The 25,825-nt window shown below is 72.2% G+C and carries 25 protein-coding genes; 1 reads left to right on the top strand and 24 read right to left on the bottom strand.

The annotated features are described in order from the left end of the window. Positions 1-200: 200 nt before the first annotated feature. The 8 genes from cysK to KB893_RS17515 form a co-directional block, all read right to left on the bottom strand. Positions 201-1,181, bottom strand: coding sequence for a cysteine synthase A (gene cysK / locus KB893_RS17550; protein WP_213173951.1), 981 nt, complete (start codon positions 1,179-1,181; stop codon positions 201-203). A 153-nt stretch (positions 1,182-1,334) separates the two neighbouring features. Next, positions 1,335-1,988: a ribonuclease T gene (gene rnt, locus KB893_RS17545; protein ID WP_246505766.1), complete on the bottom strand. Its 654-nt coding sequence runs from the start codon at positions 1,986-1,988 to the stop codon at positions 1,335-1,337. A gap of 59 nt (positions 1,989-2,047) precedes the next feature. After that, entirely contained in the window at positions 2,048-2,770 is a 723-nt protein-coding gene (phoU, locus tag KB893_RS17540) for a phosphate signaling complex protein PhoU (protein ID WP_213173950.1), read from the bottom strand. A gap of 11 nt (positions 2,771-2,781) precedes the next feature. Then, positions 2,782-3,582, bottom strand: coding sequence for a phosphate ABC transporter ATP-binding protein PstB (pstB, locus tag KB893_RS17535; RefSeq protein ID WP_211927371.1), 801 nt, complete (start codon positions 3,580-3,582; stop codon positions 2,782-2,784). A gap of 67 nt (positions 3,583-3,649) precedes the next feature. Then, positions 3,650-4,453: a phosphate ABC transporter permease PstA gene (gene pstA / locus KB893_RS17530; protein WP_211927370.1), complete on the bottom strand. Its 804-nt coding sequence runs from the start codon at positions 4,451-4,453 to the stop codon at positions 3,650-3,652. A 62-nt stretch (positions 4,454-4,515) separates the two neighbouring features. Further along, positions 4,516-5,493, bottom strand: a complete 978-nt coding sequence (gene pstC, locus KB893_RS17525) for a phosphate ABC transporter permease subunit PstC (protein ID WP_246505765.1) — start codon at positions 5,491-5,493, stop codon at positions 4,516-4,518. Positions 5,494-5,569: 76 nt separating this feature from the next. Then, positions 5,570-6,589 carry a phosphate ABC transporter substrate-binding protein PstS gene (gene pstS / locus KB893_RS17520; protein ID WP_213173949.1) on the bottom strand — a complete coding sequence of 340 codons (1,020 nt, stop codon included), beginning with the start codon at positions 6,587-6,589 and terminating at the stop codon, positions 5,570-5,572. A 141-nt stretch (positions 6,590-6,730) separates the two neighbouring features. Then, positions 6,731-7,843, bottom strand: a complete 1,113-nt coding sequence (locus tag KB893_RS17515; RefSeq protein ID WP_211927365.1) for an OprO/OprP family phosphate-selective porin — start codon at positions 7,841-7,843, stop codon at positions 6,731-6,733. 203 nt (positions 7,844-8,046) lie between these two features. On the opposite strand from KB893_RS17515, the gene KB893_RS17510 reads away from it, so the two are divergent. After that, a complete protein-coding gene (locus KB893_RS17510; protein ID WP_211927364.1) occupies positions 8,047-8,922 on the top strand; it encodes a 2OG-Fe(II) oxygenase in 876 nt (291 codons plus the stop codon). A gap of 290 nt (positions 8,923-9,212) precedes the next feature. On the opposite strand, the gene gspN is transcribed toward KB893_RS17510, so the two are convergent. The 16 genes from gspN to KB893_RS17430 all read right to left on the bottom strand — a co-directional run bounded on the left by gspN (position 9,213) and on the right by KB893_RS17430 (position 25,803). Beyond that, complete coding sequence (gene gspN / locus KB893_RS17505; protein WP_211927363.1) at positions 9,213-9,887, bottom strand: type II secretion system protein N; 675 nt, start codon at positions 9,885-9,887, stop codon at positions 9,213-9,215. Beyond that, positions 9,884-10,354: a type II secretion system protein GspM gene (gene gspM / locus KB893_RS17500; protein ID WP_211927362.1), complete on the bottom strand. Its 471-nt coding sequence runs from the start codon at positions 10,352-10,354 to the stop codon at positions 9,884-9,886. The genes gspN and gspM overlap by 4 nt, the downstream gene beginning before the upstream one ends. Beyond that, positions 10,351-11,418: a type II secretion system protein GspL gene (gene gspL / locus KB893_RS17495; RefSeq protein ID WP_213173948.1), complete on the bottom strand. Its 1,068-nt coding sequence runs from the start codon at positions 11,416-11,418 to the stop codon at positions 10,351-10,353. Before gspL ends, gspM begins: the two co-directional genes overlap by 4 nt. Then, complete coding sequence (gene gspK / locus KB893_RS17490; RefSeq protein WP_213173947.1) at positions 11,415-12,392, bottom strand: type II secretion system minor pseudopilin GspK; 978 nt, start codon at positions 12,390-12,392, stop codon at positions 11,415-11,417. The genes gspL and gspK overlap by 4 nt, the downstream gene beginning before the upstream one ends. Next, positions 12,389-12,985: a type II secretion system minor pseudopilin GspJ gene (gene gspJ, locus KB893_RS17485; RefSeq protein ID WP_211927748.1), complete on the bottom strand. Its 597-nt coding sequence runs from the start codon at positions 12,983-12,985 to the stop codon at positions 12,389-12,391. Before gspJ ends, gspK begins: the two co-directional genes overlap by 4 nt. Then, a complete protein-coding gene (gene gspI / locus KB893_RS17480; RefSeq protein WP_211927746.1) occupies positions 12,982-13,350 on the bottom strand; it encodes a type II secretion system minor pseudopilin GspI in 369 nt (122 codons plus the stop codon). Before gspI ends, gspJ begins: the two co-directional genes overlap by 4 nt. Then, a complete protein-coding gene (locus KB893_RS17475) occupies positions 13,340-13,807 on the bottom strand; it encodes a type II secretion system protein (RefSeq protein WP_211927745.1) in 468 nt (155 codons plus the stop codon). Before KB893_RS17475 ends, gspI begins: the two co-directional genes overlap by 11 nt. Further along, positions 13,782-14,225 (bottom strand): type II secretion system major pseudopilin GspG, encoded by a 444-nt coding sequence (gene gspG, locus KB893_RS17470; RefSeq protein WP_211927744.1) that lies wholly within the window; start codon positions 14,223-14,225, stop codon positions 13,782-13,784. Before gspG ends, KB893_RS17475 begins: the two co-directional genes overlap by 26 nt. An 8-nt stretch (positions 14,226-14,233) precedes the next feature. Then, positions 14,234-15,439, bottom strand: a complete 1,206-nt coding sequence (gene gspF / locus KB893_RS17465) for a type II secretion system inner membrane protein GspF (RefSeq protein WP_211927743.1) — start codon at positions 15,437-15,439, stop codon at positions 14,234-14,236. Next, positions 15,426-16,904, bottom strand: coding sequence for a type II secretion system ATPase GspE (gspE, locus tag KB893_RS17460; RefSeq protein WP_213173946.1), 1,479 nt, complete (start codon positions 16,902-16,904; stop codon positions 15,426-15,428). The genes gspF and gspE overlap by 14 nt, the downstream gene beginning before the upstream one ends. Further along, positions 16,901-18,904 carry a type II secretion system secretin GspD gene (gspD, locus tag KB893_RS17455; RefSeq protein ID WP_213173945.1) on the bottom strand — a complete coding sequence of 668 codons (2,004 nt, stop codon included), beginning with the start codon at positions 18,902-18,904 and terminating at the stop codon, positions 16,901-16,903. The genes gspE and gspD overlap by 4 nt, the downstream gene beginning before the upstream one ends. Next, complete coding sequence (locus KB893_RS17450) at positions 18,901-19,731, bottom strand: type II secretion system protein N (RefSeq protein ID WP_213173944.1); 831 nt, start codon at positions 19,729-19,731, stop codon at positions 18,901-18,903. Before KB893_RS17450 ends, gspD begins: the two co-directional genes overlap by 4 nt. Before the next feature lie 77 nt (positions 19,732-19,808). Beyond that, positions 19,809-22,493 (bottom strand): TonB-dependent receptor domain-containing protein, encoded by a 2,685-nt coding sequence (locus tag KB893_RS17445; RefSeq protein ID WP_211927392.1) that lies wholly within the window; start codon positions 22,491-22,493, stop codon positions 19,809-19,811. Between the two features lie 80 nt (positions 22,494-22,573). Next, the gene (locus KB893_RS17440; protein ID WP_211927391.1) at positions 22,574-24,055 is read right to left on the bottom strand and encodes a hypothetical protein; all 1,482 of its coding nucleotides are present in this window, start codon (positions 24,053-24,055) and stop codon (positions 22,574-22,576) included. A gap of 196 nt (positions 24,056-24,251) precedes the next feature. Beyond that, entirely contained in the window at positions 24,252-24,896 is a 645-nt protein-coding gene (gene nth / locus KB893_RS17435; RefSeq protein WP_211927390.1) for an endonuclease III, read from the bottom strand. Between the two features lie 55 nt (positions 24,897-24,951). Beyond that, the gene (locus tag KB893_RS17430) at positions 24,952-25,803 is read right to left on the bottom strand and encodes a hypothetical protein (RefSeq protein WP_211927389.1); all 852 of its coding nucleotides are present in this window, start codon (positions 25,801-25,803) and stop codon (positions 24,952-24,954) included. Positions 25,804-25,825: the final 22 nt, after the last annotated feature.

Raw genomic sequence — 25,825 nt, 5'->3', positions numbered from 1 at the left:
GCCAAGCAGATCATCTGCGCCGCCATGCGCAGGCTGCTGCGCATCGTCTACGGCGTGCTCAAGTCAGGTCAGCCATTCGATCCTGCAAGAGCCGTTGCCAGGTAGGAGGCAAGACGGTATCTACGGAGGATGCGGGTCGGGCATCGCAACCTGCCGTTCCCTGTTCCCTGTTCCCGCTTCACCACTGCCGCTTCATCCCATCACGGCAATCCCGCCGTCGACTGCTTCTCCAGCTCGGCCAGCCAGGCGTCGTCGGAGCCCTCCTCCATGCCCTCGAACAGGAAGGTCGAGAGGTAGCGCTCGCCGGTGTCGGGCACGGTGGCCAGGATCACGGTGCCCGGGTCGGCCTCCTTCGCGATCTCCAGCGCGGCGGCGACGGTCGCGCCCGAGGAGATGCCGCAGAAGATGCCTTCCTTCTGCGCGAGCGCGCGCGCGGTGTCGCGGGCGACGACGTCGTCGATGGGTACGTTGCGGTCGAAGATGTCGCGGTCGAGCACGTCGGGCAGGAAGTCCGGCGTCCAGCCCTGGATCTTGTGCGGCTTCCACTCGTTGCCCGCGAGCAGGGCCGCGCCGGCGGGCTCGGTCACCGCGATCTTCAGCTCCGGCCGCGCCGCCTTCAGTACGCGGCCGGCGCCGGAGATGGTGCCGCCGGTGCCGTAGCCGGAGACGAACCAGTCCAGCCGGCGCCCGGCGAAGTCGCGCAGGATCTCCGGCCCGGTGGTCGAGGCGTGGTAGGCGGGATTCGCCGGATTGCCGAACTGGTTGGCCAGGAATGCACCGTGCTTCTCGGCGAACGCCCTGGCCGCCTTGACCATGCCGCTGCCGCGCTCGGCGGCGGGGGTCAGGATCACCCGCGCGCCCAGCGCCCGCATCAGCTTGCGGCGCTCTACGGAGAAGGTCTCGGTCATGAAGGCCACGAACGGGTAGCCGCGCGCGGCGGCGATGCCGGCCAGGGCGACGCCGGTGTTGCCGGAGGTCGCCTCGACGATGGTCTGCCCGGGCCTGAGCGCGCCGCGCTTCTCGGCGTCCAGGACGATCGCCAGCGCCAGGCGGTCCTTCACCGAGGACATCGGGTTGAAGTACTCGAGCTTGGCGTAGAGCTCGACGCCCTGCGGCGCGAGGCGGTTGATGCGGACGATCGGCGTGTTGCCGACCGTGCCGAGGATGGAATCGTGGATCATCGGCGGCTCCTTTCGATTCGGTGGGTCGACTCGACCGCGCGCCGCGGTGGCGCCGGGCGGGAGTCTGCGGCCGCGGCGGTAAGACGGCGTGCAGGTGAGCGGAGTCTGCCGCGCCGCCGCGCGGCGGCAACCGTCCGCCTGGAATGCTGTGGATCAGCCGGCGCGGACCGCCGGCGCCTGCGCCGCGGCGCGTTCGAGGCTGCGCCAGCGGTTGTGGATGGTGCAGAACAGCTCGGCGGTGCGTTCGGCGTCGTAGATCGCCGAATGCGCCTCGTCGCCGTTCCAGGGCAGGCCGGCCGCCTGCACCGCGCGGCTGAGCACCGTCTGCCCGTAGGCCAGGCCGGCGAGGCTCACCGTGTCGAACACGCTGAAGGGGTGGAACGGGCTGCGCCTGTGCCCGGTGCGGCGGATCGTCGCGTTGAGCACGGAGATGTCGAAGTGCGCGTTGTGGCCGACCAGGATCGCGCGCTGGCAGCCGTGGCGACGGACCTCGGCGCGGATCGGGGCGAACATCAGGTCGAGGGCGTCCTTCTCCGGCTTGGCGTCGCGGAATGGGTGGGTCGGATCGATGCCGGTGATCTCCAGCGACTTCGGATCCAGCTCGGCGCCGGGGAACGCCTCGACGTGGGTGTGGACGGTGCGACCGAGCACCAGCATGCCCTCGCCGTCGAGGTCGAGCGGGACCGCGGCGATCTCCAGCAGGGCGTGGCGTTCCGGATCGAAGCCCCCGGTCTCGACGTCCACGACCACAGGCAGGAAGCCGCGGAAACGGGCGGCCATGGAGGGTGACGCGGCGGGCTGGGGCATCCCGCGAGGATAGCACCGGGCCTGCCGCGGCCGGCCCGGGATGCGTGCTGCGCGCGCGATCAGCCGGATTCGCCGTCGCCTGGTCCGGCGAGCGTGGTCGAGGTGGCGTCGCGCTTGTCGCGCTCCTTCTGCGGCGTCTCGCCGTGCACCACGTACCAGATGTTCTCGGCGATGTTGGTGGCGTGGTCGCCGATGCGCTCGATGTTCTTGGCCACGAACAGCAGGTGGATCGCCGAGGAAATGGTGCGCGGGTCCTCGGCCATGTAGGTCAGCAGCTCGCGGAACAGCGCGGTATAGAGTGCGTCGAGCTCCGCATCGCGCGCGCGCACCGCGGCCGCGGCCTCGGCATCGCGGTTGCGGTAGGCCTCGAGCACCGCCTCGAGCATCTCGATGGCGATGTCGGCCAGCGCGCCGAGCCCACGCGCCGGCGTCGGCGGTGCGGTGAAGCCCAGCGCCAGCGCGCGCTTGGCGAGGTTGGCGGCGTAGTCGCCGACCCGCTCGATGTCGGAGGCGATGCGCAGCGCGGCCAGGATCTCGCGCAGGTCGCGCGCCATCGGCCCGTGCAGGGCGAGCTGCACGACCTCCTCGCTGACCTGCTGTTCGAGGGCGTCGATCTCGACGTCGCGCGAGATGACCTCGTCGGCGGTGGCGGTATTGCGCGAGGTCAGGGCGACCATCGCCTCGCGCAGCTGGTCCACCGCGATGTCGCCCATCCGCACGATCTCGGCGGTGAGGCGCGCGAGCTCGGCGTCGTGGCTGCTCAGGATGTGGGTGCCAGGCATGTGTCCTCCCGTCAGCCGAAGCGGCCGGTGATGTAGTCCTCGGTCTGCTGCTTGGCAGGCCGGCTGAACAGCTTGTCGGTCGGACCGTGCTCCACCAGCTCGCCGAGGTACATGAAGGCGGTGTAGTCGGAGCAGCGCGCGGCCTGTTGCATGTTGTGGGTCACGATCGCGATCGTGTAGTCGTGCTTGAGCTCGGCGAGCAACTGCTCGATCTTGCCGGTGGCGATGGGATCGAGCGCCGAGGTCGGCTCGTCGAACAGGATCACCTCGGGCTTCAGTGCCACCGCGCGGGCGATGCACAGGCGCTGCTGCTGGCCGCCGGACAGGCCCAGCGCGGAGCGCTTGAGCTTGTCCTTGACCTCGTCCCACAGCGCGGCCTGGGTCAGCGCCTCCTCGACCCGGGCGTCGAGCTCGCCGCGGCGCAGCTTCTCGTGGTGCTTCAGGCCGTAGGCGACGTTGTCGTAGATCGACATCGGGAACGGCACCGGCTTCTGGAACACCATGCCGATCTTGGAGCGCAGGCGGTTGAGCGGGTAGCGCGGGTCGAGGATGTTCTCGCCGTCGAGCAGGATCTCGCCGCGCGCGTGCTGGCCCGGGTAGATCGAGTAGATGCGGTTGAAGATCCGCAGCAGGGTCGACTTGCCGCAGCCCGACGGCCCGATCAGCGCGGTCACGCGCTTCTCCGGGATGGTCAGGTCGAGCGCCTTGAGCGCCTGGAAGTCGCCGTAGTGGAAGGTCAGGCCGCGGGCGACCAGCTTGTCGGCCGCCGCCGGGCGCTCGTCCGTGGAGGCGCCCGGCAGCGCGCCGGTCATGGAGAGTCGGGTGTCCAAGGAGGAGCTCCGTCGGGATTCGGATTCGGTGTGGGCCGGCATCGCGCGGTCAGTCGTTGTGCACGCGGTGGCGGGCCAGGATCAGGCGCGCGCCGAGGCTCAGCAGCAGCACGAACAGGGTGACGACGAAGGCGGCGGCCCAGGCGAGCGAGTTCCAGGTGTCGTAGGGACTCATCGCGTACTGGAAGATCACCATCGGCACGTTGGCCATCGGCGCGAGCAGGTCGCTCGACCAGAACTGGTTGTTGTAGGCGGTGAACAGCAGCGGCGCGGTCTCGCCGGAGATGCGCGCCAGCGCCAGCAGCACGCCGGTGACGATGCCGGAGATCGAGCCGCGGTAGAGCACCTGCACGATCACCTTCCACTGCGGCACGCCGAGCGACAGCGCCGCCTCGCGCATCTGCGCGGGCACCAGGCGCAGCATCTCGTCGGTGGTGCGCACGATCACCGGCAGGGCGATGAAGGCCAGCGCGATCGAGCCGGCCAGCGCCGAGAAGTGGCCCATCTGCACCACCACGATGGTGTAGACGAACAGGCCCAGCACGATCGACGGCGCCGACAGCAGGATGTCGTTGACGAAGCGGATGGTCGCCCCGAGCCTGCTGTGCCGCGCGTATTCGGCGAGGTAGGTGCCGGCGGCGATGCCGATGGGCGTGCCGATCAGGATCGCCAGCGCGCAGATGATCACGCTGCCGTAGAGCGCGTTGAGGATGCCGCCGTCCTCGTTCGGCGGCGGCGTCATCTGGGTGAACAGGGCGAGGTCGAGGTTGCCGATGCCCTTGGTCAGCGTGGTCCAGATGATCCACACCAGCCAGAACAGGCCGAAGATCGCCGCGGCGCCGGACAGCAGCATCGCGATCGCGTTCCTGATCCGGCGCCGCGCGTAGAGGCGCTCGGCGTAGCTGCGCGGGGCGCTCACTTCAGGCCCTCCCGGCGCTCCAGGCGCATCAGCATGAACTTGGCCGCGGCCAGCACCACGAAAGTCAGCGCGAACAGCACGAACCCCAACGCCAGCAGGCTGGAGCGGTGCAGCGGGTCGACCGCCTCGGCGAACTCGTTGGCGATGGTCGATGCGATGGAGGTGCCGGGCTCGAGCAGCGCCGCGGAGATGGTGTAGGCGTTGCCGATGACGAAGGTCACCGCCATGGTCTCGCCCAGGGCGCGGCCGAGGCCGAGGAAGATGCCGCCGATCACCGCCGACTTGGTGTAGGGCAGGACGATGTCCCAGACCACTTCCCAGGTGGTCGAGCCGAGTGCGTAGGAGGATTCCTTGAGCCGCGCCGGCACGGTCAGGAACACCTCGCGCATCACCGAGGCGATGAAGGGGATCACCATCACCGCCAGCACCAGGCCGGCGGTGAGCATGCCGATACCCAGCGGCGGGCCCTGGAACAGGATGCCGACCAGCGGGATCTCGCCGAGGACCTCGCTGACCCAGGGATAGACATGGTCGGCCAGCACCGGCGCCAGCACGAACAGGCCCCACATGCCGTAGATGATCGAGGGGATGCCGGCCAGCAGTTCGATCGCCACGCCCACCGGCGTGCGCATCCACGGCGGCGCGACCTCGGTCAGGAACACGGCGATGCCGAAGCTCACCGGCACCGCGATCAGCATCGCGATCGCCGCGGTCACCAGGGTGCCGAAGATCGGCACCAGCGCGCCGAACTCGCCCGCGCCGACGTCCCACTCCGTGCTGGTCAGGAAGTCGAGGCCGAATTCGGCCAGCGCGGTGCGCCCGCCCCAGCCCATCGACAGCGCCGCCGCGACCAGGGCGACGAGCACGAACACGCCCGCGGCCGCGAACACGAACCGGAACGCGCGGTCGGCGCGCTGGTCGCTGCGGTCGCGGCGTTGGCGCCGGAGAAGAAGGGCGTCTGCGGTGGCGGCCAAGTCTTGGTCCCCTGGGCTTGGGCGACGACGCGCACGCCGGGCGGTGCCGGCGTGCGCGTCGGGTGGTGCGAACGGATTACTTGATGTTCTGCGACCAGTAGGTCTCGATCTGCTCGACGAGGGCGTCGGGCAGCGGCACGTAGTCCAGCGCCTCGGCCTGGGCGTCGCCGTTGGCATAGACCCAGGTGAAGAAGTCCTGCGTCAGCTTGGCGGCCTCGGCGTCCTTGGGCTGCTTGTGCACCAGGATGAAGTTGGTCGCCGCGATCGGCCAGGCCCCGGCGCCGGGCGCATCGGTCATGACCAGGTAGAAGTCCTCGGCCTCGCCCCACTCGGCGCTCTCGGCGGCGGCCTTGAACGACTCGCTGTCGGGCTGCACCCACTGGCCGGCCCGGTTCTTCAGCGAGGCGTAGCTCATGTCGTTCTGCAGTGCGTAGGAGAGCTCGACGTAGCCGATGCCGCCCTTGACCCGCTGCACGTAGGCGGCGACGCCCTCGTTGCCCTTGCCGCCGATGCCGGTCGGCCAGCGGATGCTGGTGCCTTCGCCGGGACCGCTCTTCCAGGCCGGGCTGACCTTGGAGAGGTAGTTGACGAAGTTGAAGGTGGTGCCCGAACCGTCGGCGCGGTGCACGACGGTGATGCGGGTGCCCGGCAGCTCCAGGCCCGGGTTCAGCTGCGCGATCGCTTCGTCGTCCCAGCTCTTGATCTTGCCGAGGAAGATGTCGGCCAGCACCGGCCCGGTCAGGCGCAGCTTGCCCGCGTCGATCCCGGGGAGGTTCACGACCGGGACCACGCCGCCGATGACCGACGGGAACTGGCCGAGGCCGGACTCGGCGAGCTCCTCGGGCTTGAGCGGCGCATCCGACGAGCCGAAGTCGACCGTGCCGGCCTTGATCTGCGCGATGCCGCCGCCGGAGCCGATCGACTGGTAGTTGACGCGGTTTCTGGTCGCCGCCGCGTAATCCGCCGACCACTTCGACATGACCGGATAGATGAAGGAAGCGCCCGCGCCGGTGAGGTCGGCGGCCTGGGCGGCGCCGCCGAAGGCGAGGGCCACGGCGAGGCCGAGCGATGCGAAGCGGGAGGCGGAACGGGACATGGGCTCACTCCTTGACGGGTGTGCGGACGGAGCGGACGCAAGGCGCCGCGCATAGGTCCGGGTATGAGAAACGAGTTGGATGACGGTTCGATGACAGCCTGCTGCCCGCTGTCATGTTTCGTGGCGGCGCGGACTTGGCGCTCACCAGTGGAGCTGGAGGCGTGCCTCGACGACATCGGGATCGTCGTCGATGCCGGCGCGGCGGCTGTGCACGTCGACATAGTTCACCGCGAGCTTGAGGTGCTCGCTGAGGTAGCAGTTGACGCCGGCGGTCACGGTGTCCATCTCGCCGCCGTCGACCGCGCCGTCGTCGAGGTCGATCGCGTCGTAGCGCAGGCCGAGCTGCCACATGGCGTCCCAGGCCTCCGGGCGAGGCGTGCGCGGAACGGCGCCGCGATAGCCCCAGCTCTGGCCGGTCAGTGTCCACAGTGCGCTCAGGTAGCCGCTCGAGGAGCGGAAGTCGGGGAGACCGTCGCGGGCGACCTCCGCCAGCATCAGCTCGGACTGCAGCTTCAGCGCTCCGCGCACGTACATCGCTTCCAGGCCGAACACCCGCTGGTAGTCGGCTGCCACGAGTTCGCCGGTATCGACCAGCCGCGCCGCGGCGAGGTCGGCCTGCGGCCGCGCGCGGACGCGGATGCTGTCGCCGTCGGCGTTGAACTGGAGCAGCGAGGCGCCGACGTGCAGGAGGTGGCCCTCGGTCTGCAGCGGCGCCCAGGTCACGCGCAGGCTGCCGCCGTTGCCGGTCGCGCTGTCCTCGGTGAGTTCGCGGCCGAAGCCGCTGCCGGCGAAGGTCCAGGCACCGGCCGACCCCTGCCAGCCCACGCCCAGGCGACGGGCGATGCCGAAGGTCTCGGTCACGATCGCCTTGGCGATGAAGTCGTTCTCGCGCGTGCTGGAGAGCTCCTCCAGGCTGTTGTAGTGCTTGAACTGGCCGATCCGCAGTTCGCCCGGCCCCGCGTCCACGTCCACGCGCACGTCCAGGAACTGTGGCCGGTCGGGGTCGTAGCCGACGGTCCAGCCCCAGTGCTCGCTCTCGCCCTCGAGCACCAGCTCGGCACGGCGCAGGCGTGTCTCGCGGCTGTCATCTCCAGTGGTCAGAACCGCCACGTCCTCGTCGAACCAGTTGGCATCGCTCTGGATGAAGCCGTTGAACGACACCTCGTGGTCGCCGACGCGGCTGAGCAGGATGTCGGCGCGCGCGGCGAACGGGAAGGCGAGGACGAACAGCCACGGCAGGCACAGGCGGAGCATGGCGATGGCCCGGATGGAATGTCGCTACTGTCCGCCCGGGTCGTGACTGGAATATGACAGTGCGCGGCGATTGTGTCTGGTGGATGAACTAAAAATGACGGGTGCGGGCAGCTGCAATGGCGCCTGCCAGCTGCGATGTCATCGCCCTGCAATGCGGCGGGTCCAGCCTGCGGCTGGCCAGGAGCCAGCACGGGAGGAACGCGATGAAGCAGGACGTGGACGCGCCGGAGCGACCGGCGGAACTCGACGACGCGCTGCGTGGCTGGATCGTGCAGCAGGTGCAGGCGGGCGTCGCGCCGGGCGAGGTGGTCGCGCCGCTGGTGGCGCGCGGCTGGAGCGAGCAGGGCGCGATCGATACGGTCGAGGCGGTGGTGCGCGACTACCTTGCCGACCACGCGCAGGCGAACGCGCTGCCGCCGTCGGTGCGGGTGCCCGCGCCGGTGGAGTCCAACGGCAGCTCGATCATCGACGTCGACGGCCGCCCGGTGCGCGTGCACATGCACCTGCGGCATCCGCAGGTGGTCGTGTTCGGCAACGTCCTCGACGATGCGGAGTGCGATGCGCTGATCGCGCTGGCGCGCACGCGGGTCAGGCGCTGCGAGGTGGTGGATGCCGACACCGGTGCCGACGTGGTGCACGAGGCGCGCACCAGCGAGGGGCTGGCCTTCTCGCGCGGCCAGACAGCTCTGTGCGAGCGCATCGAGCGTCGGATCGCCGCGCTCCTGCAGTGGCCCTACGACCACGGCGAGGGGCTGCAGATCCTGCGCTACGGCCCCGGCGCGCAGTACCGCCCGCACCACGACTACTTCGACCCGGAGCGGCCGGGCAACGCCCACATCCTCAAGCGCGGCGGGCAGCGCGTCGCCTCACTGGTGATGTACCTCAACACGCCCACGCGCGGCGGCGCGACGAGCTTCCCGGAAGCCGGGCTCGAGGTTGCGGCGGTCAAGGGCCATGCGGTGTTCTTCAGCTACGACCGCCCGCATCCCATGACCCGCACCCTGCACGCCGGCGAGCCGGTCCACGAGGGCGAGAAGTGGATCGCGACCAAGTGGCTGCGGGAGGGGGTGCATCATTGAGGTGGAGCGGGAAACGGGAATCGGGAAGGGGGACCTGGGAGGTTGCGGACTTCCTGAAGCGCAGGCTCCGGGCCTTGTAGGAGCGGCTTCAGCCGCGACCGGCGCGTCCATGGTGGCGCTGCGGGGCTGGGGCTGAAGCTCCCCCCAACGGGTCGCGGCTGAAGCCGCTCCTACAGGGGGGCACATGTCCCGGGGGCCTGCGACCCCGAGGTCCCCATTCCCCATTCCCGACTCCCGCTTCACCCGACCCCACGCCCGGCTGCAGCCGCGCCTGCGGGGCGGCCAACGCCTCAGAACAGCCGGCCCTCGCGCACCAGGCTGGCGCCGGCGGGGCCGGGGGTGAACCCGGCGGCGATGAGGGCGGGCGTTTCGATGCCGCTGGTCATGCGCAGGATGGCGCGGCCGTCGGCTGCGACCTCGAGCCGCGCTTCCAGCGGCACGCCACCGTCGCCGGCGAGGACGAGATCGCCGCGTTCGCCGCTGCAGGCGGGCACGCCCTCGAGGCGCTGCGGCGGAAGCGTATCCCCGAGTGCGAGGTCGAGCGCGACCCGGCCGCCGGCGCGGCGGCAGCCGCCGTCGGCGAACACCAGCGCGACGTCCTCCAGGTGCAGCGTCGCGGCGCCGGTGCCGCCCGGCAGATCCAGCGGCAGCGCCCCGTCGGCGTGCTCCACGCCGCGCGCATCGCCGCCGAGCAGGCGCCAGCGCAGGTGGGCCGCGCGCAGGTCGAGGCGGATGCGGCCGAGCGCCAGCGGCAGCGCGGCGAGGTCGGCGTCGACGTCGCCCAGCTCGAAGCTGCCCAGCTGCACCTCCGCGAGCCGGCCGTTCCACAGCGAGCCCTCCGCCGCCACGTAGCGCAGCGACGCGGGAAGCGACGCGGCACGCAGCGCCACGCCCAGCGGCAGCAGCGCCGCGAGCGCCAGGAGGAAGACGCCCGCGAAGAGCAGGGCGAGGCGACGTGCGCTCATGGCGTGGCCACCGGGAAGCTCGCATCGACCACCAGGGCGCCTGCGTCCCGCCGCGCGGCGAGCTCGAGCGGCCCGGTGCCGTGCTCGCGCTGGAGCACGTCGAGCCAGGCGAGCACGGCCGGCGCCGCGGCCTGCTCGATCCGCACCGTGAGGACGCCGGCGTCGGCCTGTTCGCGCGCGATGGCGAGTCCGGCGTCGCGCGCCGCCGCCAGCACCTGCGCGGCGTCGGCGCCCGCACCGGTCGGCGCGGCGGCGACGACGGCGGCATCGGCCTGCGCCGCCCGCCATGTCGCCAGCGCACGCTCGTGGCGCGCGTCCGCGGCCTGCGCGAAGCCGCGCAGCGGCGCGACCAGGCCGTACCAGAGCACGAACAGCGCGACCAGCACCAGCATCGCGCCGACCATCCGCCGCTCGCGCGTGGCGAGGGCGTCCCACCAGGCGCGCAGGCGCTCGGGAACCAGGGTCATGACTGCGGCCTCAGGGTCAGGGTGGTGGTGCCGGCGTCGCCGGGTGCGGCTTCGACCGCCATCGCACCGCTCGCCAGCGCGGCGCGTACCGGCTCCGCCGCGTCCGGATCGGCATGCACCAGGACCGCGCTCAGGCTGCCGTCGGGGGCGTAGTCCAGGCGCTGGATCGCCACGCCGGGCACCGTCTCGAGCGCCGCGAACAGCGGCGCCGTCGCGCGCGCGAAGCCCCTGGCGGCGTCGCGTTCGGCACGTGCGGCGGCCAGATCCGCGACATCGGCCGCCGGCCCCAGCACCTCGGCGGCGAGGGCGTCGCTGCGGGCGGCGAGGCTGCGCGCGGCGGCCTCGTGCCGCACCGCATCGGCGAGCCACAACAGGGCCGGGGACAGCGCCAGCGCCGCGGCGAGCGCCAGGAGTCGTCGCCGTGGTGCCACGGCGTCGTGTTCGGTATGTCGGGCGAAGGCGCCCTGCAGCAGGTCGAGCGGCGGCGCGAGTGCGCCGCGCGCGAGCAGGGCATCACGCTCGGCGGGATCGCGCACAGGCGCAGCCGGGGCATCGCCGAGCACGGCGCGGGCGAGCTTCGCCTCGGCGCTGAAGGCGACCTCCTCGCCGCGGACCAGCCAGCTGCCGTCGAGTTCGACGACCTGCGGACAGGAGTCATCGAGCGGCGGCGGCAGCAGCAGGCAGTCGGGTACCACAAGGTCCGCCGCGACGCCGGCGGCCGCGGCGCGGTCGAGCCATGCCTGCAGGATGTCGCCCTCGACCGCGGCGACCAGGCGTCCGCCCGCGGCGCGGCCGTCGGTGCCCAGCGCCACGTGCAGCGCGCGCGGCCGCAGCGCCAGGCGCTCGGACGCCAGCAGCACCGCCGCGGCGCGCGCCTGCGCACTGCTGCGGGACGGCAGTTCGAGGCGGAGCAGGGCGATGGCGGCGGCCGGCACCGCCAGCACCGTGCGTTCGGCGGGCGCCGGCGCGGCATCGGCGAGGAGGCGCCCGGCGGCGTCGATGCGCAGCACGCGCGGCGGCGCGTCCGCGGCTTCGGGCAGGAGGACGAGGCGGATCGTGTTCATTCGTCGGGGGTCCAGCGGCGGGCGAGCAGGCGGATGGCGCCGCCCGCGTCCTGTTCGAGAAGGGCGCTCAGCACGACCTCGGCGTCGAGGTAGTCGACGTCGGCGCGCAGGTCGAAGTAGCGCGTGCGCAGAGCGACCTGGTTGTAGACGGCGTCGGGCAGGACGAGGCCGGCGAGTTCGGGCTGGGCGAAGAAGGCGTTGACGTCGCGCCAGCCGCTCTGCGGGCGCGCGGCGAGCAGGGCGCGCGCGGCGGCCGGCCGCAGCGCGCCGCCGGTGAGCATGACCAGCACCGGCGCGTCGTCCTCGCCCAAAGTGTTGAGGTTGACCGGCGCGGGTTCGGTCGTCGGCAGCGCGCACAGGTGCGGGCGCAGGCGGGCGTAGAGCGCGGGCGTCATGCCGTCGAGCGCGCGCAGTTCGCTGACTTCGGCCAGCAGGGTGCCGCCGGTGCGGTAGCCGCCGGCGGCGCGCGCGTAGGCGGCGTCCTCGGCACCGAGCGGCTCACGGCTGGCGTCGGTGTCGATCCAGTCGACCAGGCTGTCGGCCACGTGCGCGGCCTCGCGCTGCGGCACGTCGAGCGCGGCGAGCAGGGCGAGGAACTGTGCGACACCGGCCTCGCTGCGGCGGAAGAAGGCGCCGCCGCCCTCGACCGCGCTGTTGAGGTTGAAGCAGGCGGTGCCGTCGCGCAGCGTGGCCGCGATCGCGCCGCCCTCGATCGGGAACACGAACGGCCGTCCGTTCCAGCCGCCGGCGAGCGTGGTGCGGCCGGGATCGCGCTCGGCCATGCGTGCGAGCTGGGCGCGCGCCAGCGTCTCCGCGCCCAGCGCATACCACTGCGCCTGCGCCAGCGCGCGCGCGTTGGCGCTGCGGCGCAGGCCGAAGCGGACGTCGTCGAGGATGCCCATCGCGACCACGGTCATCACCGCGACCAGCAACAGCACGGTCAGCAGCGCGGCCCCGCGCTGGCGCGCGCTCACCACGCGCCCTCCGGCAGCAGGAACAGCTGGCGCACCACGCCGATGTCGGCCAGCTCCAGGTCCAGGCGCACGGCCTCGGGGAGGTCCTCCGGACTGCCCTGCCAGCCGTCCATCCACTGGCCCTGGAAGCGGAACGCCACCGTCGCCGCCTCCACGCCGTCGAGCAGCACCTGCGGCGGCTCGGCCTGGCCGCCGTCGAGCGCGCGGTGCACGCGCCGCTCCAGGCGATCGCCGTCGAGGCGGTACTCGACGTACTGCAGCGAAGCGCGCGCCTCGGCGTCGGGATTGCTCCAGCCGCGGCGGGTCAGGGCCAGCAGCGGTGCGCCCGCGCGGCCGCCGTCGAACACCGTGCGCGCCGGCGCGCCGTGCACGTCGCGCACGCGTCGCGGCGCGGCCTGCGAGAGATCGGCCTTGAGCAGGACCTGGCTGCGCTGCAGCGCGGCCAGGCGCTCCATGCGTCCGTGCAGCACGCCGCGGTTGTCGCTGGCCCAGGCCATGACGCCGACGCCCGCCGCGCAGACCAGCGCGAACACCACGAGCGCCACCAGGGTCTCGATCAGGGTGAAGCCGCGGGCGGTGGCGCGCCGCATCAGCCGCGCTCCCGGAACACGGTGCGCTCGGCGACGGCCTGCCCGTCCGGCGCGAGCACCACCACGTCCACGCGCAGGATGGCACCGTCGGCGGTGTCCTCGACCGTGCGCCGCCAGCGCCATGCGCGGTCGCCGAGGGTCTCGGTGCCGGCATCGGCGGCGCGGAGCGCGGCCTCGTCCTCGAGCACAACCTCGACCGCGCGGTTCTCGGCGACGATCCCGGCCAGCGTGCGCGTCTCCAGCGCCACCGCGGTGCGGGTGTTCTCGCCGGCCAGGTGCAGCAGGGCCACGACGGCGAAGCCGAACACCGCCAGCGCGACCAGCATCTCGACCAGGGTGAAGCCGGCGCGGACGCGGTCAGCGCGCATCGACGACGATCTCCCCGGCGCCATCGACGCGGATCTCCGCGCGCACGCCGTCGCGGACCAGGGTCACTGCGGCGGCGGTGGCCAGCCCGGTCGGGTCGAAGCCGAAGCGCGCGCGTTCGCGGCCGCGCGCGAACTCGGCGCGGGTGCCCTCGGCCAGCGGCACGGTGCGCAGCGGGCCGGCGGCGAGCGGCTGCCACTCGCCGCCGCGGCGGGTGCGGAAGGCGATGCCGCCGGCGTCGACCACCGCCTCGACCTCGCGATTGCCCAGCACCGCCTCGTCGCGCGCGCGCGCGAGCTGCAGGGCCAGGCGCTCGGCCTCGCCGCGCACGCCGCGGCCGCCGCCGGGCAGGGTGAGCAGCACCGTCGCCCCGGCCAGGCCGACGATCACCAGCACCACCATCGTCTCGACCAGGGTGAAGCCGGCCGCGCGGCTACTGGAAGGTGCCGATGTCGGCATCGTTGCCCTCGCCACCGGGCGCGCCGTCGGCGCCGAGCGAGACGATCTCGAACGCCGCGCCGCCGCGGCCCGGCTGCGCGTACTGGTAGGCGTTGCCCCACGGGTCGTCCGGCAGGCGACGGATGTAGCCGCCCTGGCGATAGCGTTCCGGCCGGGCGAGGCCCGCCGGCGGCTTCAGCAGGGCCTGCAGGCCGGCCTCGCGTGGCGGGAACACGAGGTTGTCGAGCCGGTAGCTCTCCACCGCCTGCTCGAGCGTGGCGATGTCGGCGCGCGCCTTCTCGACCATGGCGCGGTCCTGGCTCGGCAGCACGTTGATCGTCACCACGGTGGCCAGCAGGCCGATGATCACGATGACCACCATCAGCTCGACCAGGGTGAAGCCGCGCGGGGCGGCGGGGAATGGCGGGAGTCGTCGCATGGCGGACCTCAGTGCAGGGCCAGGGTGTTGAACTGGAGGATGGGCAGCAGGATGGAGAGCACGATCACCGCCACCACGCCGCCGAGCAGGACGATGATCGCCGGCTCCAGCAGGCTCAGGGCGGCGGCGGTGAAGGTGTTGAACTCGCGCTCGAGGTAGTCGGCGGCGCCGTCGAGCATGGGCGCCAGGCGGCCGCTGTTCTCGCCGCTGGAGGCCATGTAGAGCAGGGTCGGCGGGAACGTCCCGGCGCGACGCATGGCCGCGGACAGGCTGCCGCCCTCGCGGATCGCCACGACCATGGCCTCGGTCGCCTCGCGCAGGACGCGGTTGCCGACCGTGCGCGCGGTGATCGCCAGCCCTTCCACCACCGGCAGGCCGCTGGCCAGCATCACCGAGAGCGTGCGCGCCAGGCGCGCGGCATGGAGGTCGCGCAGCAGGCGGCCCAGCACCGGCAGGCGCAGGACCAGGGCGTCGACCCGGCGCCGGAACGTGGGCCGGCGCAGCGCCTGGGCGAAGCCGAGGCCACCTGCGACCAGCACGACCAGTGCCGGCAACGCGCCGTGGGCGAGCGCGTCGGAGAGTGCGATCACCACCCGGGTCAGGAACGGCAGCTCGCGGCCCATGGTCTCGAACTGCTCCACCACCCGCGGCACCACGAAGATCATCAGCGCGGCGATCACCGCCAGCGCGGTCAGGGCCAGCGCGGCCGGGTAGACCAGGGCGGTGACCAGCTTCCCGCGGACCTCCTGCTGGCGTTCGAGCAGGTCGGCGAGGCGCTCGAGGATGTGGGGCAGGGCGCCCGAGCCTTCGCCGGCGGCCACCATCGCCCGGTACAGCGGCGGGAAGGCGCGCGGCTGCGCAGCCATGGCGTCGGACAGGCGATGACCTTCGACCAGGCGCGCGTGGGTCGCCTGCAGCACTGCGCGGGTGGCGCGGCGCTCGGTCTGCGCGGCGATGGTGCGCAGCGCCTCCTCCAGCGGGGCGACCGCCACCAGCGAGGCGAGCTGGCGGGTGAGCAGGGCGAGGTCGCGGGTGCGCAGGCGCAGCCGTGCATCCGCCTCGCGGCCGGGGCGCGCCTGCGCCGGCGCCAGGCGCACCGGGAACAGGCGCTGTCCTTCCAGCGCGCTGCGCGCCTCCGGTTCGCCGTCGGCCTCGACCGTGCCGCGGCGCTCGCGGCCGCGGGGGTCGAGCGCGAGGTAGTCAAACGCCGCCATGGCCCGACTCCTGGCGAGTGACGCGCAGCGCCTCCTCGACCGTGGTCTCCCCGGCCAGCACGCTGGCGCGGGCGGCATCGGCGAGCGTCGGCCGGCGCGCGAACGCGGCGTCGGCGAGCACGTGTTCCTCGGCGCCTTCGCCGATCAGGCGGCGCAGGGCGTCGTCGACGCGCACCACCTCGTAGACGCCGAGGCGTCCGACGTAGCCGGTGTGCTGGCAGGCCGGGCAGCCGACCGCCCGGTGCGGCGTGCCGCCGGCGCCGGCGAGCAGCGGATGCGCGGCGCGCTCGGCGTCGGTGAGCGGTGCGCGGCAGTCCGGGCACAGCCGGCGCACCAGGCGCTGGGCCAGGATCAGGCGCACGGTCGAGGCGAGCAGGAATGGCTCCAGTCCCATGTCGCGCAGGCGGGTGATCGCGCCGATGGCGTCGTTGGTGTGCACGGTCGACAGCACCAGGTGCCCGGTCAGGCTGGCCTGCACCGCGATCTGCGCGGTCTCCGGGTCGCGCACCTCGCCGACCATGACCACGTCCGGGTCCTGGCGCAGGATCGAGCGCAGCCCGGCGGCGAAGGTCATGCCGACCTTGGCGTTGACCTGGGTCTGGCCGATGCCTTCGATCGCGTACTCGACCGGGTCCTCGACGGTGAGGATGGTGCGGCTGCCGTCGTTGAGCAGGCCCAGCGAGGCGTAGAGCGTGGTGGTCTTTCCCGAGCCGGTCGGCCCGGTGACCAGGATGATCCCGTTCGGCTGGGCGAGCGCCCAGTGCAGGGCGTCGAGCACCTCGCGGCGCATGCCGAGCTGGTCGAGCCCGAGCGCGGTCTGGTCCTTGTCGAGCAGGCGCATCACCACGCGCTCGCCGCCGCGCGAAGGCAGGGTCGACACGCGCACGTCCAGCGCCTTGGCGCCCATCGCCACGGCGATGCGGCCGTCCTGCGGGATGCGCTTTTCGGCGATGTCCAGCCGCGCCATCACCTTGATGCGCGAGACCAGCATCGGTGCGATCCGCGCCGGCAGGCGCAGCGCCTCGCGCATCACCCCGTCGACGCGGAACCGCACCACCAGCGCGGTCTCGAAGGATTCGATGTGGACGTCGGAGGCGCCGGTGCGCGCGGCCTCGGCGATGATGCCGTTGATGAGCCGGATCACCGGCGCATCGTCCTGGGCGTCGAGCAGGTCGGCGGCGGCGGGGATGTCCTCGGCCAGCGCATCGAGGCCGTCGTGGGCGCCGAGCGCGCCGGCGTCGGCGGCGCCGGCGAGGTCGCCGGCGTAGATCTCGGACAGGCGCCGGTCGAAAGCGGGGCGCGGCAGGACCTCGACCTCCAGCGCCCGCGCCAGCGCGCGCCGCACCTCGATCAGCGCCCTTGCGTCCGCGCCCTCGCGCAGGCCCACCCGCGCCGGCGTCGCGGCGTCGAGCAGGAGCACGCCGTGGCGTTTGGCGAAGCCGTAGTCGAGGGCGGCGGCGGTCATCGCGGGGCGTCCGGTACGGGCTGCGGCACGATCCGGTCCGCCGGCAGCGGCGCCGGCGGCACCGCGTTGAGGTACTGGCGCACGAGGACGTCGAGCTCGGCGTTGGGCTGGCTGCGCTGCATGTAGCCGTAGCGCTCGGCGCTGAGCGCGCGCGCGTCGCCGGCGTCGCGGACGATGCGCGGGCGGATGAACACCATCAGGTTGGTCTGCCCGCGCTCGCGCGCCCTGTTGCGGAACAGGGCGCCGATGCCGGGGATGTCGCCCAGGCCCGGCACCTTGTCCACGGTCATGCGCTCGTTCTGGTCGAGCAGGCCGCCGAGCACGACGATCTCGCCGTCGTCGACCAGGGCGGTGGTCTCGATCTCGCGCTTGTTGAGCACGAGCTCGTCGAAGTCCTCGCTGACCGGGCCGGCGACGGCCGACACCTCCTGGCGCAGGAACAGGGTGATCCCGCCGCCGGCGTTGATCTGCGGCTTGACCTCGAGCTGGATGCCGACGTCCTCGCGCTGGATGGTGCGGAAGGGGTTGCTGTTGTTGTTGCCGAGCACCTCGCCGGTGGTGATCGGCACTTCCTGGCCGACGAGGATGCTCGCCTCCTCGTTGTCGAGGGTCAGGATCGAGGGCGTGGACAGCAGGTTGGAGCGGGTGTCGGACTTGACCGCGTTGATGATCGCGCCGAACAGCAGGTCGCCGCTGCTGCCGCCGAAGCCGAGCAGGCCGCCGGTGCTGCCGGCCAGGGACTGGAGCGCGGCCTGCTTGAGCGCGTTGGCGGCGTCCTCGTCGTCGGGGAAGATGTCGTCGGCGCTGGCGCCCGCGGCCAGCCCGAGCAGGCTCGGTGCGCGGCCGGAGAAGTTGGTGCTGCCGAAGGGCACGTCGCCGTCGCGGCCGGCGACCGCGAGCTGGGTGCCGAGCTCCTTCGCTGCCGCATCGGACATCTCGACCACCAGCGCCTCGACCAGCACCTGCTCGCGGCGGGTGTCGAGCTGGCGGATGACGTCGAGCAGGGTGCGCTGCATGTCCGGCGAGGCGTTGATCACCAGCGCATTGGCGCCGGGATAGCGGGCGATGACCGCGCGCCGGTTGGGCGCGGCGGCGGCGATCTGCGCGGCGCCGGCCTCGCCCTCGGCCTGCGGCGCCTGCGCCGACGGCGTGGCCGCAGGCTGGCCGACGATCTCCTGCAGCACCGGCAGCAGGTCCTCGGCGGTGGCGTGCTGCAGGCGGACCACACGGATGTCGCCGCTGGTCTCGGCGCGCACGTCGAGGTCGCTGGCGACCTGCGCCATGCGTGCGACCACGCCGGCGTCGCCGCGCAGGATCAGCGAATTGCTGCTCTCCACGGGCACCACGGTCAGCGCCGGCGTGCGCAGGCTCGGCTGCGTGCCGGCCGGGGCGACAAGGCCGGCGATGACGTTGGCGATCTCGGTCGCGCCGCTGTTGCGCAGGGCGATGGTGCGCACCGCGGCGTCGTCGCGGTCGACCTGCGCGATCAGGCGGCGGATGCGCTCGATGTTGTCGGCGTAGTCGGCGACCAGCAGGCCGTTGGCGCCGGTGGCGACGACCACGCCGCCGCGGCCGATCAGCGGCTTGAGCGATTCGGCCGCGCCGCGCGCGTCGACCTGCGACAGGTTGAAGACCTCGGTGCGGAAGCCGCTGGCGCCGCTGCCGGGCTGCTGCGCCGCGCCTTCCTCGGGAACGACGCGATAGGCGCCGCCGTCGACCGGGACCGCCACCAGGCCGTTGGCACGCAGCGTCGCCAGCAGCACCGCGAGGAGCTCGCGCGGTGGCAGGTCCTGCTGGCTGGTCAGGGTGACCGTGCCCTCCACCCGCGGATCGACGATGAAGGTGGTGCCGGTGGCGCGCGCCACATCCTGGATGAAGGCGCGGATGTCGGCGTTCTGCAGGTTCAGCGCCTGCGGCGCGCTGTCGGTGGCCTGGGCATGGACCAGTGCCGGCGCGGCCAGCACGAGCGCGAGGCACCAGGCGGGGCGGAATGTGTTCAAGGCGTTTCCGTGTTCAGCGTGATGGTCTGCCGCTCGCCACCGCGTTCGATGGTGAGGGTGGCGCTGCTGCGGCCGGCGAGTTCGCGGGGCAGTTCGGCGAGGCGTTCGGCGTCGAGGTCCTGGCCGTTGACGGCCAGCAGGATGTCGCCGGACTGCAGACCGGCGGCGCGCAGGGTGCGGCCGCCGGCGCGCGGGATGAGGGTGTAGCCGGTGACGCGGCCGTCCTGCTCGCGCACGCGCAGGCCGGCCTCGGCGACCAGGCGCTCGGCGTCCACGCGTGGGGCGGCACCGCCCGTGGCGGAGGGTGCGCGCGCTGCCACGGGCCTCGGCAGGACCGCGGCCGCGGCACTGAGGTCGAGGCGGCGATGGCTGCCGCCGGTGTCGACCAGCACGTGGTCGGGGTGGATCTCGGCGAGCACCATGCCGCGAGCGAGCGACTCGCCGGCGCGCACCGACGCCTGACGCCCGGAGCCGTCGGCGAGGATCGCCGAGCCACCGCCGCGGCCGTCGCTGCGGGTGCCGAAGAGCGTCCAGCCGCCGACGTCCGCGACCGGCGTCGCGGCCGTGCCGCCTTCGCGGAAGAACAGGTCGCTGCGCGCCAGCACCGGAACCGCGGTGGCCGGTGCCGGAACGCCCGCGCCCGCAACCAGCGGGGTGGCCAGCATCCACACCAGCCGCGCCGCCTGGACCGCGAGCAGCACCACGACCATGGCTTCGAGCGCGGGCCACCACGCGCGCGCGCCGGGGCGCAGGGCGCGCAGGCGCGCCCTGTCCCGGAGGAGATCCTGTGCGCCCGCGATCAGCCCGGACGCAGCGTGTTTCGGCATGGGTTCCTCGAATCCGTCCCGTGCGGGACGTCAAGCGTTGCGGCGGAGCCGGACCGGCCCCGCCGCGGGTGATGCGATCAGAACTTCGCGGTGAGGCTGAGCTCGAACGACGTACCGAGGTCGTAGCGGTTGAGGTCGACGCGACCGCCGCCGGCTTCCTGGTACTCCTCGAAGTCCTCGCCGAGGATGTTGCGGGCCTCGAAGCCGACGGTGAGGTTCTGACCCCACCAGCCGAGGTTCTGGCGCAGCACGAAATCGAGCGTGGTACCGGGATCGGAGACGATGTCGGGCTGGCCTGGGCGGCCGCGGGCGGCGATGCGCTCGCCGACGTGGGTCACCAGGAAGGTCGCCTGCGTGCCGCGGGCGCCGTCCTCGATGCCGAACTGCAGGTTGGCCAGGTGCTTGGACTGGCCCTGCAGCTGTTCGCCGTCGCTGAAGTACTCGGTGGCCGCGCGCGGCGCGCCCTGGCTCGCGAGCGGATAGATCTCGTCGTCCTCGTCGACGTTGAGCTGCGAGTCGGTGTAGGTGTAGTTGGCACCGACGAAGAACTGGGCGCCGTCCAGGTAGCCGCCGAAGGGCACGTCGACGTACTTCCTGACCTCGAACTCTGCGCCGTAGAGGTCGGCCTCGGGCGCGTTGATGAAGGTCTGCTGCACGATCGAGCCGGACTCGTTGACGGCGGATTCGATCGGCTTGTCGAGCTGCTTGTAGAACAGCCCGGCGGTGAAGAACTGGTTGGTGCCGAAGTACCACTCGTAGCGGGCGTCGAAGTTCAGGATCTCAGTGTCGACCAGGTAGGGGTTGCCGATGAACAGGCGGTCGGTGTCGATGTCCTGGTACTGCTGCGGCGCCAGCTCGCGGAACTGCGGGCGGCCGATGGTCTTGGAGGCGCCGATGCGCAGCTGCTGGTCGGTGGCGAAGTTCCAGGTCAGGGTCGCCGTTGGCAGGAAGTAGTCCTCCCTGATCGGGTCGGCGGTCTGCAGCACCGCGTCGCCGAACAGGTCCTGCGGGGTCACCGACTGCTCGCCCTTCTCGTAGCGCAGGCCGAGCGAGGTGCGCACCAGCGGGATCCATTCGGCGTCGACCTGCGCGTACAACGCGTCGGTCTTCAGCTCCGCGTCGTAGGCCGCCGCGCCCTGGCTGCCGGTGGTCTCGCGAAACTCGAGCAGGCCGTTGTAGAGGTTGTAGTCGGAGAACAGGTAGTCGATGCGCTGCATCTGCTCGAGCAGGTCGAGCGCGCCGTCCACCGCGAGGAAGCGGAACTCGCGCTGCCAGGCGCTGCGCTCGTTGTCCAGCCAGGCGTAGCCGAAGCCGATGGTGGTGTCCTCGCGGCCCGGGTTCGGGATCGCATAGCTGAAGTCGATGCCGGCGCTCTTCATCTCGTCGTCGACTTCGCTGAAGCGGGTGTAGTTCTGCTCCTGCGAGGCGTCGTGGAGGTAGCGGCCGTCGACCAGACGGTAGCGGATGCCTTTCTCGTAGGGCGCCTCGCGCGAGCTGCGCGCGTAGGAGCCGCGCCAGTCGACGGTGAGCGCGCCGCCGATGGCATGGCTGCCGGTGAGCTGGGTGTCGAACAGCTCGCGTTCGAACCACTCGGTGTAGTCGTCGCGCACCTCGGCACCGGTCGATTCGCTGTAGCCGGCGCGGCTGCGCGCTTCCTTGACCGTGTCGTGGACGTAGAAATTGGTCAGGTTGACGGTGTTGCCGCCCCACTCGGCGCCGATGCCGAGCAGGCCGTTGACGGTGCCGTTGTGCTGGGTGGCGTTGAGGTCGTAGTCGGTCCGCGCGCGGATCGTGCCGTCCTCGACGATCGGGTCGTCCTGCTGGGTGCCGTTGCGGGTCTGCCACTCGCTGTCGTAGCCGGCGGAGGCGATGACGCCGATCGAGCCCCACTCCGGCTCGAAGTAGCGGCCGCCGGTGACGTTGGCGCCGAAGTCCGGGTCGATGTGGTCGGTCTGCTGCATCAGGTTGAGCGGTGCGTTGACCAGGCTGGCGCCGATGCGGGCCAGCTCGGCGTCGCTGAAGGCGCCGGGGCCGATGCGTTCGCCGGTGTCCATGGCCTCGCGCAGCTCGCGCGGAATGTCGCGGGTGCCGTCGTCGTAGCCGGTGTAGTCGGAGTCGCCGCCGCCCATGTAGGTCAGGCCGCGCTCGTTGGTGGTCTCGGAGTTGCCGCCGCCGGAGATCGAGATCGTCAGGAAGGGCTCCTGCGGGACGGCGATGGTCTTGAGGTCGATCACGCCGCCGCCGAACTCGCCCGGGTAGCGCGCCGAGTAGGTCTTCTGCACGGTGACGCTGTCGAGCACGCTCGAGGGGAACAGGTCCAGCGGCACCACGCGCTGCAGCGGCTCCGGGCTCGGCAACGGCGAGCCGTTGAGCAGCGCCGAGGAGTAGCGCTCGCCGAGGCCGCGCACGTAGACGTACTTGCCGCGAACCAGGCTCAGGCCGGTTACGCGGGTGAGCGCGGTCGCCGCGTTGCTGTCGCCGGTGCGCTGGAAGTCCTCCGCGCTGATGAAGGACGCGATCTCAGGCGTCTCGAGCATCGGCTCCGGGATGTATTCGCCGAGCACCTGCACCGCGTCGAGCTGGGCGGCGCGCTGGGTCGGCGCTTCCTGGGTCGCGCCCACGGTGGTCGGCGGATCCTGGCGCGTGGTGGCCTGGCGCAGCGGCGGGATCGCCTGCGCGAGGGCGAGCTGCGGCAGGAGCAGCGCGGAGATGGCGAGGGAGAGGGTGGTGCGGACGTGGCCGCGCGGGGAGAGCTTGGACATGGTCGGACCTGGATGCGTGGCGGGTGGGAGAACGGGCGAGACGACGGGGCCCGGAGGGGCCCCGTCGTCCGCATGACGCATCAGCAGGAGGTGTCGGCGTCCAGGCCGCAGGTCCAGCCCTGCCACCAGGTGTCGCCGGCGTTCTGCACCGCGCCGATGTAGCCCGGGTTCTCGAAGAAGTCGCTCACCGACTCCAGGTCCGCATACGGAGTCACGCCGTTCTCGTTGGCGCCGTTGACGAAGGTGTCGGACAGCGTCGAGGTGCCGTCGGCGACGTTGTTGCTGCCGGCCTCGAACAGGGCCTGGGCGACGCCGTCGGCGTCGTCGTCGTACGCGGTCGGGCAGGAGAAGAACACCGACTCGAAGGTGCCCATGGTGGTGGCGTCGTCGACGTCCAGGCAGGCCGCGGCCGCACCGGTACCACCGTCCGGACGGGTCACCACGACGTTGTAGAACTCGCTGTCGGTGCCGGAGTTCAGCACGATGCCGGCGCCGCCGGTGGTGTTGCCGACGTAGGTGAAGTTGGCGATCTTCGGGTTCGACGCCGGGGTGCGGCCGCTGGCGCTGGACATCTCGTTCATGCGGTCGCCGCCGTTGGCGCGCTGGATGACGATGCCGTACTGCATGGCCCCGTTCCAGCCGCTGTCGGTGTCGATGGAGTCGTCGTCGTTGCCGGTGAAGACCATGTGGCTGGCGTTGACCGTGCCGCCGAAGAACTCGATGCCGTCGTCGGAGCTGTTGTGGACCTGCACGTACTCGATGGTGGTGCCGGCGCCGACGCCGGCGAGGGTGATGTTCTGCAGCTCGTTGTCGGCGGAGACGGCGAAGCCGGAGTACTGCACGCGCATGTAGCGCAGGGTGCCGCTGCTGTCGTCCTCGGCGTTGCCGCCGTAGAAGGCGTTGGTGCCCTCGACCTGCGTCTCGCAGCTGGCCGAGCCGTAGGTCACGCCGTCCGGGCAGGTGTTGATGGGCGCGCGGCCGAGGATGACCAGGCCGCCCCACTGGCCGATCGAGTCCTCCCCGGCGGTGCCGAGCAGGTTCTGGCGGCTGGTGAAGACGATCGGCGCGTCGGCCTCGCCGTCGGCCACCAGTTGCGAACCGCGGTTGACGACCAGGAAGTCCGAGCCCGATGCGCCGTAGAGGGTGACGCCCGGTTCGATGGTGAGCGTGCCGGACTCGGTGCCCTCGATCGGGGTCGTGGCGTCGCCACCCTGGTCCTGGCCGACGTCGGTGCGGCCGCGGATGTAGTAGGCCACGCCCTCGACGTAGGGAACCGTCAGCTCGCCGACGACGCGGGTCGGCAGCAGGCAGCTGCGCAGCGAGTCGTCGGCGAAGGTGCCGAGATCGTCGAAGCCCTCGGGACACGCCTCGGCGGCACCGCCGCTCGGCGGGGGCGGGGTCGGCGTGGTCGGCGGCGGCGGGGTCGGGGTGGTGGTCGGCGGAGGCGGATAGCTGCCTTCGCCCGGCGACGCGACGTCGTCGGCACCGCCGCCGCAGGCGGTCAGCGCGGCAACGGCGCCGAACGTCATCAGCAGCGTCTTGAGCGTGTTCTGGGTGGACATCCTGAGGTCTCCGGCGTGTGGGATGAAGAACGCGGGGGAGACACCAGGTCCGAGACGTGGCGATCGATGCGGTGTCGTTGCCTCCCCCGGGACGAGCTTTCTACGGAGGATTTGTGACAGGCAGCCTGTGCGTTTGTGACAGGTGACGGACGCCCACACGCGTCCGGCCGGGACCGGCGCCGGCCCTAGCCCCGCCTCATGTCGGCGTGGCGGCCGTCTTGTGACGGAAGGCGCACAGATCGCGGATGACGCAGGCCGGGCATTCCGGCCGGCGCGCCTTGCACACGTAGCGGCCGTGCAGGATCAGCCAGTGGTGGGCGTCCTGCAGGAAGGGGCGCGGGACCACCTTGAGCAGCCTGTCCTCGACCGCGCGCACGTCCTTGCCCGGCGCCAGGCCGGTGCGGTTGGCGACGCGGAAGATGTGGGTGTCGACCGCGATGGTGGGCTCGCCGAAGGCGGTGTTGAGTACCACGTTGGCGGTCTTGCGGCCGACGCCGGGCAGGGCCTCCAGCGCCTCGCGCGTGCGCGGGACCTCGCCGCCATGGCGCTCGACGAGGATCCGGCAGGTCGCGATCACGTTCCTGGCCTTGGCGTTGAACAGGCCGATGGTCGAGATGTGGCGCTTGAGCCCCTCCTCGCCCAGGTCGAGGATGGCCTGCGGCGTCGAGGCCACCGGGAACAGTCGCCGGGTGGCCTTGTTCACGCCGACATCGGTGGCCTGGGCGGAGAGGATCACGGCCACGAGCAGCTCGAACGGGGTGGAATACTCCAGCTCGGTGGTCGGTTTCGGGTTGAGCTCGGCCAGGCGCTGGAAGAGTTCGGTGCGGTCGGCGGGCTTCATCGGCGGGGCGGGACGGCGGCGCGGGGCGCGGATGATGCCCGATGGCGACGGTGCGTCACCGCGTACCGGACCAGTAGGACTCCCCGCGCCGGACCACCAGGTCGCGGGCGTCGCTGCGACCGGCGCGCTTGCGGTCGCCCTTCATGTGGTCCATGAACTCGCCGAGCTGGCAGTTGACCAGCACGTGGCTGGCCGTCGCCCCGGTGCCCTCGGCGATGTCGTAGGAGCGTGCGCCGCGGGCCTCGGCGCGCTCGCGGGCGACGTCGAACAGCCAGGAGTCGTGCCACTCGCGTTCGGCGCGGAAGCGGTCGTGCAGGTACATGTCGCCGAAATCGGCGAGGAAGCCGGCGCTGGCCGGATGCGCCAGGTTGTAGGCCACGAAGCCGCACTCGGTGTGCATCATCGCCCGCCGCAGGCAGCCGACGAAGCGGTCGGCGGGAACGAAGCTCTCCAGCCGCGCCGCGTCGACGTCGGCGAAGAAGCGGGTATCGGCGTCGATCCACAGCAGCACGTCGACCTCGTCCCGCAGCGCCTGCGCGGCGTGCAGGATGGCGAAGCTCTTGTGGGCGAAGCGGACGGCGTCGAAGCGGTAGTCGTGGCGGCGGCGCCGGCGGAGCGGCAGCTCGACGCGGCGGCCGAACAGCCGCCAGGCCACCGGCGGGCGGACGTGACCGTTCGCCTCGACGTCGTCGCGGTGGCGGGCCTTGAACGCGACCAGCTCCGGCGAGGACGCGTGCAGGTCGCGGGACACGATGCGCGGGCTCGGCACGTCGCAGGCGAAGCCTTCGGTATAGAGGTGCAGCGTCACCGCGGACGGCCAGTGCCGCTCGAAGGTCTCGAGCATCTGCCGTCCGTACTGGGCATAGCCGGCGGCGTGGCAGGTGGTGACGACGGCGAAGCGGCGCATGCGGAAATCCTCTCCGGAAGAT

Origin of the sequence: Coralloluteibacterium stylophorae, assembly GCF_018122625.2 — a bacterium.
GTDB classification, from domain to species: Bacteria; Pseudomonadota; Gammaproteobacteria; order Xanthomonadales; family Xanthomonadaceae; genus Coralloluteibacterium; species Coralloluteibacterium stylophorae.
This window is presented reverse-complemented; position numbering and strand designations above follow the sequence as displayed.

What these genes read in the sequence shown, in the direction of transcription:
- cysK (WP_213173951.1), bottom strand. Translation starts at nt 1,181, where the DNA reads ATGATCCACGATTCCATCCTCGGCACGGTCGGCAACACGCCGATCGTC.
- rnt (WP_246505766.1), bottom strand. Translation starts at nt 1,988, where the DNA reads ATGCCCCAGCCCGCCGCGTCACCCTCCATGGCCGCCCGTTTCCGCGGC.
- phoU (WP_213173950.1), bottom strand. Translation starts at nt 2,770, where the DNA reads ATGCCTGGCACCCACATCCTGAGCAGCCACGACGCCGAGCTCGCGCGC.
- pstB (WP_211927371.1), bottom strand. Translation starts at nt 3,582, where the DNA reads ATGACCGGCGCGCTGCCGGGCGCCTCCACGGACGAGCGCCCGGCGGCG.
- pstA (WP_211927370.1), bottom strand. Translation starts at nt 4,453, where the DNA reads ATGCTGCTGTCCGGCGCCGCGGCGATCTTCGGCCTGTTCTGGCTGGTG.
- pstS (WP_213173949.1), bottom strand. Translation starts at nt 6,589, where the DNA reads ATGTCCCGTTCCGCCTCCCGCTTCGCATCGCTCGGCCTCGCCGTGGCC.
- KB893_RS17515 (WP_211927365.1), bottom strand. Translation starts at nt 7,843, where the DNA reads ATGCTCCGCCTGTGCCTGCCGTGGCTGTTCGTCCTCGCCTTCCCGTTC.
- KB893_RS17510 (WP_211927364.1), top strand. Translation starts at nt 8,047, where the DNA reads ATGAAGCAGGACGTGGACGCGCCGGAGCGACCGGCGGAACTCGACGAC.
- gspN (WP_211927363.1), bottom strand. Translation starts at nt 9,887, where the DNA reads ATGAGCGCACGTCGCCTCGCCCTGCTCTTCGCGGGCGTCTTCCTCCTG.
- gspM (WP_211927362.1), bottom strand. Translation starts at nt 10,354, where the DNA reads ATGACCCTGGTTCCCGAGCGCCTGCGCGCCTGGTGGGACGCCCTCGCC.
- gspL (WP_213173948.1), bottom strand. Translation starts at nt 11,418, where the DNA reads ATGAACACGATCCGCCTCGTCCTCCTGCCCGAAGCCGCGGACGCGCCG.
- gspI (WP_211927746.1), bottom strand. Translation starts at nt 13,350, where the DNA reads ATGCGCGCTGACCGCGTCCGCGCCGGCTTCACCCTGGTCGAGATGCTG.
- KB893_RS17475 (WP_211927745.1), bottom strand. Translation starts at nt 13,807, where the DNA reads ATGCCGACATCGGCACCTTCCAGTAGCCGCGCGGCCGGCTTCACCCTG.
- gspG (WP_211927744.1), bottom strand. Translation starts at nt 14,225, where the DNA reads ATGCGACGACTCCCGCCATTCCCCGCCGCCCCGCGCGGCTTCACCCTG.
- gspF (WP_211927743.1), bottom strand. Translation starts at nt 15,439, where the DNA reads ATGGCGGCGTTTGACTACCTCGCGCTCGACCCCCGCGGCCGCGAGCGC.
- gspE (WP_213173946.1), bottom strand. Translation starts at nt 16,904, where the DNA reads ATGACCGCCGCCGCCCTCGACTACGGCTTCGCCAAACGCCACGGCGTG.
- KB893_RS17450 (WP_213173944.1), bottom strand. Translation starts at nt 19,731, where the DNA reads ATGCCGAAACACGCTGCGTCCGGGCTGATCGCGGGCGCACAGGATCTC.
- KB893_RS17445 (WP_211927392.1), bottom strand. Translation starts at nt 22,493, where the DNA reads ATGTCCAAGCTCTCCCCGCGCGGCCACGTCCGCACCACCCTCTCCCTC.
- KB893_RS17440 (WP_211927391.1), bottom strand. Translation starts at nt 24,055, where the DNA reads ATGTCCACCCAGAACACGCTCAAGACGCTGCTGATGACGTTCGGCGCC.
- nth (WP_211927390.1), bottom strand. Translation starts at nt 24,896, where the DNA reads ATGAAGCCCGCCGACCGCACCGAACTCTTCCAGCGCCTGGCCGAGCTC.
- KB893_RS17430 (WP_211927389.1), bottom strand. Translation starts at nt 25,803, where the DNA reads ATGCGCCGCTTCGCCGTCGTCACCACCTGCCACGCCGCCGGCTATGCC.